This is a genomic window from Lysobacter enzymogenes (assembly GCF_900106525.1).
GTDB lineage: Bacteria > Pseudomonadota > Gammaproteobacteria > Xanthomonadales > Xanthomonadaceae > Lysobacter > Lysobacter enzymogenes.
The window spans coordinates 82,776-94,907 of record NZ_FNOG01000014.1 but is presented as its reverse complement, the minus strand read 5'-3'; the positions used below and the strand labels follow the sequence as shown (position 1 = coordinate 94,907).

Sequence of the window (12,132 nt, the reverse complement as noted above, 5' to 3'; positions counted from 1 at the left end):
GACGTGTCGCTGGCCTCGCTGGAGCTGGGCCCATACCGCCACTTCATGCAGAAGGAAATCCACGAGCAGCCGCGCGCGATCGCCGACACCATCGAGGCGGTGATCGACAACAACGGCTTCAGCGCGTCGCTGTTCGGCGCCAAGGCCGACGAAGTGTTCGCCGGCGTCGAGGGCGTGCAGATCCTGGCCTGCGGCACCAGCTATTACGCCGGCCTGACCGCGCGCTACTGGATCGAGGCCATCGCCGGGTTGCCGTGCCAGGTCGAGATCGCCAGCGAGTACCGCTATCGCGCCGCGGTGGCGAACCCGAAGCAGCTGATCGTGACGATTTCGCAGTCCGGCGAAACGCTCGACACGATGGAAGCGCTGAAGTACGCCAAATCGCTGGGCCACGACAAGACCCTTTCGATCTGCAACGTGCCCGAGAGCGCGATCCCGCGCGCGAGCAAGCTGGTGTACTACACCCGCGCCGGCGCCGAGATCGGCGTGGCCTCGACCAAGGCGTTCACGACCCAGTTGGTGGCGTTGTTCACCCTGACCGCGACCCTGGCCAAGCTGCGCGGCGCGCTCAGCGACGAACAGGAAGCCGAATACCTCGACGCGCTGCGCCACCTGCCGGGCAGCGTGCAGCACGCGCTGAACCTGGAACCGCAGGTGACGGCCTGGGCCGAGCGCTTCGCGCCCAAGCACCACGCGCTGTTCCTGGGCCGCGGCGTGCATTACCCGATCGCGCTGGAAGGCGCGCTCAAGCTCAAGGAAATCTCCTACATCCACGCCGAGGCGTACCCGGCGGGCGAGCTCAAGCACGGCCCGCTGGCGCTGGTGGACGCGGCGATGCCGGTGGTGGTGATCGCGCCGAACGACAAGCTGCTGGAGAAGGTGAAGTCGAACATTCAGGAAGTGCGTGCGCGCGGCGGCGAGATGTTCGTATTCGCCGACCTGGACAGCCACTTCGGCGAATCCGAACAGGTGCACGTGATCCGCACCCCGCGCCACGTCGGCGTGCTGTCGCCGGTGGTGCATGCGATTCCGGTGCAGTTGCTGGCGTATCACGCGGCGCTGGCGCGCGGGACGGATGTGGACAAGCCGCGCAATCTGGCGAAAGCGGTGACGGTGGAGTGAGCTGCGGCGGCGGAACCGGATGAGCCGGCTCCGCCGCATCCGACGAGTGTCGCAAGGACGAAGGGCGAGGGGATCGCCGGGGGCGGAGATGGAGCCGAGCACGCGCAAGCGCCGTGCGAGCGCCTTTTGGATCGCGGCACCGCTGCTGTTTGCGGCGGGCCTGGCCGGGTGGTGGATGTGGGGCCGCGAGCGGCCCGCCGAGCGAGGCAGCGGCGCCGATGCGCAGGCTGCCGCCGAGCCCTCGACGCTCGCAGGCACGTCCGCGCCGGCCGCTGCGTCGCGGCAGACGCCGTTGCCGCAAGGCCGCTTCCAGGACATCCGCGCCGACCTGGAAGCGCGCGCCCGCGCCGGCGACGCGCAGGCCGCGTATCGCCTGGGCGAAGTGCTGGGCCGTTGCCGCAACTATCAGCCGATGCCGGGCGGCGAATTCACCGGGATGCTCGCGCGCGCGATGGTCAAGAGCAACGTGCATCTGCGCATCGGCGGGCGCACCCTGGACGACCCGCAGTTGCTCGACGTGATGCTGTACCTCAAGGACAAGGCCGACGCGATCTGCGGCGACGTCGGCGACCTGTCTGCGTCGACGCGCGCGGGCGATGCGCGCGCGTGGCTGGAGCTGGCAGCCGAGCAAGGCCACACGCGGGCGATGGTCGATTACGGAGAACTCGCCTTCGAAGACCTGCCTTCCGACGGCGACCTGCTCGACCACGCCGCCGAAGTGGCGCGCCGGCGCGAGCTCGCCCGCGCCTACCTGCATCGCGCGTTCCAGGCGGGCGAACCCGAAGCGCTGCTGGCGCTGGCCTCCGCGCATGGCAACAAACCTTATCTGGGGCGCGACACGACCCAGGCGCTGGCCTACTTCAAGGCGTATCGCGCCACCGATGCGGGGAGCAGGATGCCGGCGGGCGTATTGAGCTTCATCGAGCAACAACTGGCAGCGCCGGACGACGCGACACAGGCGGCCGATGTAGAACGTCGCGCCGCGCAGATTCTGCAGGCGTTCCAGCAGCGCAGGGCGCCGCGATGAGGCGCGCGATGATGACGGCGGCTGCGCTGACTTGCTTGGGGTTGGCGGCGGTGGCGTGGTGGGTTGCGCGCGGCGCGTCGCAGCGCGCTGCCGTGCCGGCGCCGGTAGCGCTGGCGGCGCCCGCGACGGGCGCCAGTCCCACGCCGCGTGCGCAGGATGCCGCGACCCGGCTGCGGCAACGCTTGTCCGCGTTGCCTAAGGAATCGCAGGCGATGCTGGCCGAGTTTCAACGCCGGCACGCCGAGATGATGCAGCGCGATCCGTCGTCGCGCCGGTGGATGCTGCCGATCGACCGGATCTATCCCGAACTGCTCGCGGCGGCGCAACAGGGCGATCTCGACGCCGCCGCCGTCCTGGGTCAGCGCTTGAGCGGTTGCCTGAGCACGTTGCGGGAACAATCGCCGGCGAAGCTGCTGGAGAAACTGGATATGGCGTTGGCCGGCGAAGGCAGCGATGCGGACTCGCTCGCGCGCCAGGCCAACGTGCAGCGACAGCTCGCCCAGGATCTGGAACAGCACGATGCCTGCGCGCGCATCGGTCGCGCCGGGCTGGAGGAGGGCATCAGCTGGCTCGAGCGCGCCGGGCGCGGCGATGCGAAAGGCGCGCGGCTGGCCTATGTCAGCGCTTGGGCGCAGCAAAGCGGCGGCGACCGCGAGGCGCTGATCGCCGACATCGAGCGCATCGCGGCGCGCCGCGCGCTCGCGCGCGAATGGCTGGAGCAGGGCCGCGCCGCGGGCGAGGAACGGGCGCTGGATCTGTACATCGACGCCTACGCCGGCCAGAACGGTCTGTATGCGCGCGATCCGTTGCAGGAACAGGCCTATCGCTACGTCCGCGACCTGGTGCAAGGGCGGCGCAGCGGCGAATTCGACGCGCTCTGGGCCGATGGCCCGCGCCGCCACGGTACCGAGTTGACCTCTGCGCAATGGGAGGCCGCCGAAGCGCAGGGACGCAGCCTGTTCAAGGACCACTACGAAGCGCGTCCGGTCTGGCCCAACGGCCCGCCGCCGAAGATACCGCTGCAACTGCCGGGCCGGTAAGCAACGACGCGTGCGTTCGCCGCCGTTGCGGGCCTGCCGCGGGGGCGCGGCGGCGGCCGCAATGCCGCGCCGCGCATACGCGCACGCTACGTTCTCTTCACCCGTTTGTGCCGCCGGCCTTACCGTCGCACTCCTAAGCTGACGCGCATCTTCGGCCGAACGGAGGCTCGCATGCATATCGTATTGGGCGGTACCGGACATGTCGGCTCCGCGCTGGCCCGCGAACTGATCGCGCGCGGCGAGCCGGTGACCGTGGTGACCCACGATCCGGACAAGCGCGGCGAGTGGGAAGCGCGCGGCGCGCGGGTGGCGGTGGCGGACGTGCGCGACAGCGCCGGCTTGCGCGAGGTGCTGCGCAGCGGGCGCCGCCTGTTCCTGCTCAATCCGCCGGCCGATCCGGCCACCGACACCGATGCGGTCGAGAAGGCCAGCGTGGCCTCGATTCTGGCCGCGCTGGAGGGTTCGGGCCTGGAGAAGATCGTCGCCGAATCCACCTACGGCGCGCAGCCGCTGGAGCGCGCCGGCGATCTGGGCGTGCTGTACGCGATGGAGCGCGCGCTGGAATCGCAGCCGATCCCGTGCAGCGTGATCCGCGCCGCCTACTACATGAGCAACTGGGACGCCGCGCTGGCGAGCGCGCGCGAACGCGGCGTGGTGACCAGCTTCCTGCCCGCGAGCTTCCACTTGCCGATGGTCGCCACGCGCGACCTGGGCCGGGCCGCGGCCGAACTGATGACGGCGCCGGCCTCCGAGTCCGTGGTGCGCTACGCCGAAGGGCCGCGGCGTTATTCGCCCGAGGACGTGGCGGCCTGCTTCGCCAGCGCGCTGGGCCGGGACGTGCGGGTCGAGCAGGTGCCGCGCGAACGTTGGGTCGAGGGCTTCCGCGAGCAAGGCTTTTCGCAGGCGGCGGCCGAGTCGTATGCGGCGATGACCGCGGCGACCGTCGACGGCCTGGAACTGGCCCAGGACCCGTGGCGCGGGCCGACCACCTTGCGCGAGCACATCGACGGCTTGGCCGGGGCCGGATGAACCCGCCCCCCGCGGCGGCATGTTTCATTTTTGAAATGTCCTGAGCGACCCGGCAGCGGCGTTTGATCGGGGGTGGCCGGCGCGCATCGCGCTGTCGATTCCGGCCACAGGGACGACCACAAGGATACGGACGCGGCGCCTGCGGCGCGGCGACGGCGAGGCTTTGCGCCTTAAAAGGAGATTTAGATGCCGCTGGGACGCTTGCTCAACCTCAATCAGATCATCGCCGGCGTGCGTCCCGCTCCCGCCGCGCCGGCCGAGCCCGCCGCGCCGGCGCCCGTTGCCGCGGCCGCAGGATTGCGGATCCGCATTCCCGGCGGCGTCATCGCCGCGCCGGCCGTGCATGCCGCCACGCCGGTCGCCGCGCCCATCGCCGCGCCGGCCGTGCACGAAGCCGCTCCGGTAGCGGTCGCACCGGTGCGCGCGGCCACGCCGGCTATCGTCGCGGGCGCGGCGCTACGGATGAATCCGGCACTGCTGCGCGCGCAGCCGGCGATCATCGCGCAGTTGGAAGGACGCACGCTGCGGCCGCGCCTGGATGCGCTGCGGCCCGGGCTGCTGCCCAACGCCGGCGGCGGTTTCGTGCGCGCCGATTCGGCCTATCCGATCAGCCCCAATGCCGCGCCAGACGACCGCTGCGTGTTCGAGGACGCGAAGAATCCGCAGCAGCGCTATTGGCTGCCGCGCCTGCGCCTGCGCAACGCCAACGGCCGCTACGAAGTCGCGGTGGCGCAGGCCCAGGGCCAGGACGGCCTGTATGCGGTCAGCCTGGCGCTGGAGACGTTTCCCGCGCCGGAAATCGCCGAGGCCGCGCGCACGATGGCGATGCTGGCGATCGAACGCTGCGCGGTGATCGCGTATCGCGCCGCGGGCACCTCGATCGAACAGCGCCTGCCGGTGGCCGAACTGCTCGACGATCCGCGCGGCGGCTGGGTGGCGATGCTGCATCTGAGCCTGGCCGAGCGCGACAACCTGCTGCGCGCGTTCATGAGCGCCGACACCCAGTGCCGGCTGATCGTGTCGCGCGGCTACACCGTGGCGGTGCCGCTTGCGCCCGCGGCGGCGCCGGACGCGCCCAAGCGCCAGTTGCTGATGGTCAAGGGCCAGATGCAGCTGATGCGCGCGCCGGCGGCCGAGGCGATGCTCAGGGCCAGCGCCGTCGCGATACAGCCGCCGCCGGGGGCGGCCGCCGCGGCCAAGATCGCGCCGCCGCCGGGCATCGCCGCGGCGAGGCTGCGCCCGGGCGGCGGCGCGTCGATCATCGAAGGCGATGAAGTGTGGCGGCGCCGGCCGTTCGATCCCAAGCCGCGGCCGTTCCCGATTCCGCGCCCGCAGCCGGAGCCGCAGCCCGAACCGCAGCCGCAACCCGCGCCGGAACCGCGCTACGACGTGTCCCGGCAGCTGCAGGATTGCAGCATCGCCTTGCAGTTCGAGCCGCAGCTGCATCCCTACATCTATCCGGCCGGCAGCTCGGGCGGCCAGCGCGCGCCGCGCTGGGCCGTGCACTCGCTGCGCTATCCCGCCGACACCGGCCGCGCCCACGCCTATTTCCAGGATTTGAACGACCCCGCGCGGATCTATTACCTGCCCGACGCGTTCAAGCTGGCCCGGCGCAGCGATGCGCCGCATGCGCCGGCGCTGGTGTTCCAGGTCGACCAGGGCGCCGACGCCGATCAGGTGATGGTCGACCTGACCTGCGAAGTGCGCCCGGTCACCGACGGCGAGCGCCTGCTGGCCGCGCGCCGCGCGCTCGCCGACAAGGTGCCGGCCAGCGCCGACAATCCCGCGCGCGAATTCGAGCTGCGCTTGCTGCGCGCCGCTTCCAGCCTGCAGATGGCGCTGCTGCGCAACGGCGCGGTGCGTTCGCAAACCGTGCCGGCGACGATCGACTGGGACAACGGCTTCACCGTCAACGAGCGCTTCGAGTTCAAAGATTTCCAGGACGTGTTCGGCGTGCTCATGGCCGCCGGCGGCGCGTCCAACCTGTTGCAGGGCAGCGTGGTGGTGGCTACCGGCGTCGACGAAAACGTCACCGTGCCGGTCAAGCTCAACTTCGCCGATATGGAAGGCGAGCTGTTCCGCTCGATCGAAACGCCCGACCCGGTCACCGGCGCGGTCACGGTGAAGCTGCTCAACGCGATCGAGAGCGCGTTGCGCATCACCCGTTTGCCGGTGTGGATCACCCGCGGCGAAGGCCTGGTGGAAGGCCGCATCGAAGGCCTGGACCTGAGCCAGCCGGTGGACATCGGGCCGGAGCAGAGCGTGGACTTCGTGGTCCAGCCGGCGACGCCGCCGGCCGGCCCGTTGCCGGCGGACGCGATCTTCAACACCGCCTCGGTGCGCGCCGTGCCCGACGGCGAGGCGATCCTCAAGTACACCCTGGACGACAGCATCGACCAGGAAACCGTGCGCGCGGTGACGGTGATGACCGCGCCGGAAGTGCTGGCCAACGCCAGCGGCGAAGGCGGCGAGATCCTCAGCATCGTGATCGAATTCCGCGGCAACCGCCGGGTGGTGTTGAACGCGGGCACGGTCAGCGCCGACATCGAGGTGCCGGTGCCGCTGATGGACATCCTGCTGCGCAAGGACAGCGAAGGCCGCTACGAATACCGCAAGACCGTGGTGTACAAGTCCGGGCAGAAGACGCCGACCACGCCGTGGCTGGCCGACGACACCGGCGTGCTGTTCGTGACGGCGCTCTGACATGTCCTTCGCCGCCCGCCCCGATTGGCGTTCGCCCTTGGCCATCGCGCAACGCCGCGCGTATGCCGCCTACGACCAGCCCGGCCGTTTCCTGCTACCGCCGCAGGCGCTGGCGGCCAGCCGCGGCGACGGCGAAGCGCCGTTGCGCCTGGATATCGTCCAGCAGGACCGCGGCGACGCGCTGGCGCGCTATTCGATTCTGTCGCTGGCCTTCGCCGCCGATTTCGGCCTGGATGCGGCGCGCCAGGCCGCGTTCGATCTGGGCGCGCGCGCGCAGCTGGCGCCGATGCCGGTCGACGGCGGCTGGCTGCGGCTCAACGCGGTGCAGGCGCTGGACCTGCCGCCGGCGCTGGGCGAACTGCTGGCGTTGGACGCCGCCAGCCTGGGCGCGCTGAACCTCGCCGTGCGCCTGGACAGCGCCGGCACCGACTTGTTCGTCGCCGCCTTGCAGCGCGGCTTGCTCGCGGTCGGCGCGAGCGCCTGGCTGCGCGTGCGCGGCGTGGCCGAGCGCGTACCGCTGAGCTTGAGCTTCGATCCGGCCAACCTGCTCGCCGCGGTGCGCGCGCTGGCCGGCGGCGGCGACCAGATCGACGCGGCGCTGCTGCGCCAGCGCCTGATCGATGCGCCGCATCTGCTCGGCCTGGGCCTGTCCGAAAATTCGGCCGAGATCGCCAGGGAAACCCTCGCCGACGCCGTGCTCGACCGCATCGCCGCGCGCTTCGCCGCGCCGCGGCCGTCGCCGGCGGATGCGCCGGTCGGCGTGCGCCTGGCGTTCGATCCGGCGGCGATGGCCGCGGGCCGGGTGCAATGGAATCTGGCCGACGCCTTGCTGGCGCCGCGGCTGCTGACGCTGGAGGCCGATCCGCTCGGCCCGCTGCGCACGCTGCCGGCCGGCGAACTGCACGACCGCGTGGTGCGCCGCTTCGACGTGCGCGCACTGGCCAGCGGCTGGCGCAGCCTCAGCGTGCGCGCCAATCTGCCGCCGCGCCGGGTCGGGCTGGTCGCGGCGCAAGTGGACGTGCAGGTGCCGGCCAAGCCGCCGGCGCGCATGTTCACGCTCAAGGCGACCGCGCCGCTGGCCTCGTCGGACAAGCCGGTGTCGCTGGATCTGCGCCTGTCGCCGAGCGAACCGCTGGCTTACCAATGGCAGGCCAACGCGGTGCTGCTCAGCGACGGCCGCGCGGAAACCTTGAAGGGCCCGCTGCGCAGCGGCGAGCGCGAACACCTGTTGGTCGGCATCGACGATTTCGGCCTGCGCTGGCTGCCGGTGGAGGCCGAACCGGCGTTCCTGGGCGAGGCCGACATTGAGGTCGAATGCTTCGGCACGCGCAAGGGCAAGCCGTGGAGCGCGCGCGCGACGCTCGACGTGGCGCGGCCGGAGCTGGCCTTCGCGGTGCCGTTCGATGTCGACGATGCGGCGATCCGCGCGGTCGCGCGCGCCCGTCGCGACGGCGTGCAGCGGGCGATGACGCCGCTGGCCGCCGACAGTCTGCGCCTGGACGCTTTCAGCTTCGAAGGCAGCGGCTCGCGCGAGTTGGCGCTGAGCTGCGAATTCGACGACGACGCGCGCCAATGCGCGATCGAGATCGCGCCGGAGGACGGCATCGACGATCCGGCCCGGCGCAAGCGCGTGAGTTTCCTGCGCACGCGGCCGCAGCAGAGTTTCGGCTGGCTGGCGCTGTCGCCGTTCCGCGGCGGCTACCGCTGGCGCTGGCATGCGCAGGCGCCGTGGTCGCCGGTGCTGCAGCCCGACGCGCCGCTGCGGCTGCGCAGCAGCGATGCCGCGCTGGCGGCGACGACGCACTGAGTTTTAGTGGATGCAACTGGGGAGAACGAACGCATGAATGCGGACAAGGACGGTCGTGCCGGTGTCGCTGCCGGCGACGACGGCTATGAAGAGGTGCAAGGCGTGCTGGTCGCGCGCGACGCGGACGGCGCTTGGCGCTATCGCCCGCGCGCGCCGGGGCTGGCGCGCGGCGGCGATGGCCGCGCGCAGTTCAGCCTGATCGCCGCCGGCCCGGTGACCATGCTCGCGCTGACCGCGAGCTGGGGCGTGCCGGCGGCGACGCTGGATGCGGTGCGCGCCGATCTGGCCGCGCGCGCGCAACTGCCGCCGGCGCAGCTGAGCCTGTCGCCCGAACCGGTGCAGGTGGGTACGGTGCGGCTGATGCTCGGCGACGGCGCCGGCGGTTTCGAGGAACTGGCCAAGACCCAGTCGTCGGGCGCGCCGCCGTACCACGCCGCGTTCAATCTGATGCTCAGCGCCGAGCAGGCGGCCAAGGTGCGCAAGGCGCTCGGCGGCGAGCGCGGCTGGCTGGAGCTGAGATACGAAACCCTCGATGCGCCAGCGGTGCGGCGGGCGAGCAGCGCGCAGAGCGAGCAGTCGCTGAGCGTGGAGACGGCGCTGCGCGACGCGCAGGGCGAAGCGGGCCTGCGCGCGCAGCTGCGTTACGGCGAGAAGATCGAAACCGACAGCGGCGGCGGCGAGCCGCGCGCGCGGTCGTATTCGGGCGACGCCGCGGATTGGGGGCTGCCCAAGCCATGAAGCGATCCGTCGCATGACGCGGCGGAAGCAGGTATTGGATCGCGGCGCGACTGCGGATCGGCTGAGCGAACGCCGACGCAGCCGCGTCGCGGATCCCAGCGGCGCGAACGTGCGCCGGCGGCATCGGCCGCGACATCAACGAACGACCCGACACGCGGCCGGCGGCTTTCGGCGCGCGCCGGATTAGTTCGTCCCAAAGAAGCGGCGCGCCGTCGCGAGGGCGCGCCGGCGAGAGGATTCGCGTCCGAAAAAACCGCGAAAACCTCCGGGAAAACCTGTTTTTTTGTGTGTCCGGCGAGAACTGTGATCGGCGTTGGAAGAATCGAGCCGCCATCGCATCGCGCGGCAAACGCGAATCGCGCTTCGCCCGCGTCGTGGCGGCGCAAGCGGACCAGGACCGACACGACACCGACGCGGCGCAACGGAAGGCGCGCCAGGGAACGCAACGCTTCAGGACCATTGGATAAGGAGCAAGTCCATGCTTAAGATCGACAATGTCGACACTTTGTTCGACCACGTGGTGTACGGCGACGACGCCAACGATTTCACCTACTACATCATGCCCAACGCGCCGACCTTCGCGAAGATGGCCAGCGGCGGCCTGGCCATGCGCTTCGTCGAATACGGCCAGATCCGCGAGGACGGCGGCAAGAAGTTCGGCGGCTTCATCGCCTTCGACACCGAGCTGTCGGTGCCGGCCGACGTGCAGAAGAAGATCACCGACGAGCTGCAGAAGAAGCTGGCCGACAAGTACAAGGGTAAGACCGCGCCCAAGGTCGCGATCGCGCCGGTGGTGTGGACCGACGGCACCGTCGAGCTGCTGCTCAGCGAGGGCGGCGCGCTGGTGGAGAAGATCCGCGGCGCCGGCAAGCCCTCGATCTACGGCAAGAACATCGCGTCCTTCATGGTCGAACTGTCCGAGCTGGGCACGGCGATCTTCAAGGAGACCCTGAGCACCGGTTCGGCTTCGGCTGTGCAGGTGGTCTACAAGATGAACTGCTACATGCGCCTGCCGGAAATGAAGGCCTGGGGCACCTGGAACGCTTCGGAGTTCTACAGCTTCTTCCAGGACATCAACACCGAGGACAACTTCTGGAGCGAGGACAGCTACACCGAAGTCGTCAACTCCAGCCGCTACAAGAACGACGTCACCAAGACCCACTTCGAGTTCGTGCAGGCGCCCAACATCAGCGCCGAGGACAACGCCAAGCTCGAGTCGGACATCCGCGCGATCATCAACAAGCAGCTCGAAGCGGCGGTCCAGCGAAACATGCTCAAGGAGATCGCCGAAGTCGATCCCAACACCAAGGAACTGCGCGAAGGCTCGGGCATCGAGGACATCCGCCGCACCATCAACAAGTCGCAGATCGCCAACGTGCGGGTGGAGTGGAGCGAGGCCAAGGCGGTCATCGTCAACCGCAACCCGCAGGGCATGCTGCCGACGATCACCTCGCTCAAGGACGACAAGAACAAGCCGCTGAAGTGGGAGGACTACTATTCCAAGATCAACCTGGACGAGTTCCTCAAGACCGTGCAGGTGGTGATGCGGGTCAACGCCGACTTCGCCAACCTGCCGATCCACAGCGTCGAGGTCAAGATCCGCTATCCGTACGGGCCGAACAAGAAGGTCCAGGAGTTCGTGTTCACTAAACCCGACGACGTCGCCAAGTTCGAGGCGTTCGTGCATGAGGGCAAGCGCGACTTCACCTACCAGGTGACGGTGAACTACAAGGGCGCGACGTTCAAGCAGGTGTCGGAGGAGATCAAGACCGACGATACCAACCTGACCATCAACGTCGACGACCTCGGCGTGCTGGCGCTGGACATCGGCCCGGGCGATCTCGACTTCGCCCAGGTGCCGCGCACCCAGATCACGGTGCGCTACAAGCACGGCAAGCAGCCGGTCGAAGCCAAGTTCAACATGACCAAGGACACGCCGACCTTCCAGCTGCGCAAGATCATCGGCAAGCCGCGCACCGAAGACATCGACCTGGAGTTCCTGTACACGCTCGCCGACGGCCGCCAGATCAAGAAGACCGACAAGCAGCAGGCCAAGGAGCTGTACGTCGACGACCCGTTCTCCTCGACCAAGACCGTCAGCTTCCGCGCCGCCGGCAACCTGTCGGAGGAGATCGCCTCGATCACCGTCGATGCCAGCTACAGCGATACGGCCAACAAGTACAACCAGAAGACCATCGTCACCTTGTCCAGCGAGATGACCTCGTTCGACTGGACCTTCCCGGTGGTGGACGAGACCCTGGGCGAGGTGAAGTACTCGGTGACCACGCTGTTCGCCGACGGCACCAGCAAGGAAGAGGCCGAGAAGGTCGCCACGCGCTCGACCATCCTGGTCGGCAAGAAGCTCGACCAGCTCGAGGTCTCGGTGGTTCCGGACTTGTTGAATTGGGACGAGCTGAAACTCGTCAGCGTGTCGCTGGCGCACGGGACCAAGCGCATCGACCTGCGCTTCAAGCCCGGCGACGAGGAGAAGAGCTGGAAGCTGCCGCTGACCGACGGCGAAGCGCCGGACTACAAGGCCACCGTCACCTACTTCCTCACCGACGGCAGCCGCAAGGTGGTCGGCCCGCAGACCAAGGACGACATGACCTTGTTCCTGGAACTGCCGGCCGCCTGAGCCCGCCGCGACCCGGCGCGCGCGGCCCCGC

8 protein-coding genes are annotated in these 12,132 nt (G+C 69.7%); all 8 read left to right on the top strand.

Features of this window, described 5'->3' with window-relative positions; all coding sequences use genetic code 11:
- Positions 1-1,122, top strand: a 1,122-nt coding sequence (gene glmS / locus BLU84_RS24530) for a glutamine--fructose-6-phosphate transaminase (isomerizing) (RefSeq protein WP_074869074.1), incomplete at its 5' end; no start/stop codon positions are given.
- Between the two features lie 88 nt (positions 1,123-1,210).
- Positions 1,211-2,149, top strand: a complete 939-nt coding sequence (locus tag BLU84_RS24525) for an SEL1-like repeat protein (protein ID WP_074873474.1) — start codon at positions 1,211-1,213, stop codon at positions 2,147-2,149.
- Positions 2,150-2,361: 212 nt separating this feature from the next.
- On the top strand, positions 2,362-3,189 hold the full coding sequence (locus tag BLU84_RS24520) for a hypothetical protein (protein WP_139175233.1): 828 nt from the start codon (positions 2,362-2,364) through the stop codon (positions 3,187-3,189).
- Between the two features lie 171 nt (positions 3,190-3,360).
- Positions 3,361-4,218: an NmrA family NAD(P)-binding protein gene (locus tag BLU84_RS24515; protein ID WP_074873470.1), complete on the top strand. Its 858-nt coding sequence runs from the start codon at positions 3,361-3,363 to the stop codon at positions 4,216-4,218.
- A gap of 186 nt (positions 4,219-4,404) precedes the next feature.
- Positions 4,405-6,921, top strand: a complete 2,517-nt coding sequence (locus BLU84_RS24510) for a hypothetical protein (RefSeq protein ID WP_074873468.1) — start codon at positions 4,405-4,407, stop codon at positions 6,919-6,921.
- Position 6,922: 1 nt separating this feature from the next.
- Complete coding sequence (locus BLU84_RS24505; protein WP_074873465.1) at positions 6,923-8,728, top strand: hypothetical protein; 1,806 nt, start codon at positions 6,923-6,925, stop codon at positions 8,726-8,728.
- A 33-nt stretch (positions 8,729-8,761) separates the two neighbouring features.
- The gene (locus BLU84_RS24500; RefSeq protein WP_074873462.1) at positions 8,762-9,466 is read left to right on the top strand and encodes a hypothetical protein; all 705 of its coding nucleotides are present in this window, start codon (positions 8,762-8,764) and stop codon (positions 9,464-9,466) included.
- Between the two features lie 478 nt (positions 9,467-9,944).
- Positions 9,945-12,101, top strand: coding sequence for a hypothetical protein (locus tag BLU84_RS24495; protein ID WP_074873461.1), 2,157 nt, complete (start codon positions 9,945-9,947; stop codon positions 12,099-12,101).
- The last annotated feature ends 31 nt before the right edge of the window (positions 12,102-12,132 follow it).

Excerpts from the sequence above, each read along its gene's own strand:
- BLU84_RS24510 (WP_074873468.1), top strand. The coding sequence starts at position 4,405 with ATGCCGCTGGGACGCTTGCTCAACCTCAATCAGATCATCGCCGGCGTG.
- BLU84_RS24505 (WP_074873465.1), top strand. The coding sequence starts at position 6,923 with ATGTCCTTCGCCGCCCGCCCCGATTGGCGTTCGCCCTTGGCCATCGCG.
- BLU84_RS24520 (WP_139175233.1), top strand. The coding sequence starts at position 2,362 with ATGCTGGCCGAGTTTCAACGCCGGCACGCCGAGATGATGCAGCGCGAT.
- BLU84_RS24495 (WP_074873461.1), top strand. The coding sequence starts at position 9,945 with ATGCTTAAGATCGACAATGTCGACACTTTGTTCGACCACGTGGTGTAC.
- BLU84_RS24515 (WP_074873470.1), top strand. The coding sequence starts at position 3,361 with ATGCATATCGTATTGGGCGGTACCGGACATGTCGGCTCCGCGCTGGCC.
- BLU84_RS24500 (WP_074873462.1), top strand. The coding sequence starts at position 8,762 with ATGAATGCGGACAAGGACGGTCGTGCCGGTGTCGCTGCCGGCGACGAC.
- BLU84_RS24525 (WP_074873474.1), top strand. The coding sequence starts at position 1,211 with ATGGAGCCGAGCACGCGCAAGCGCCGTGCGAGCGCCTTTTGGATCGCG.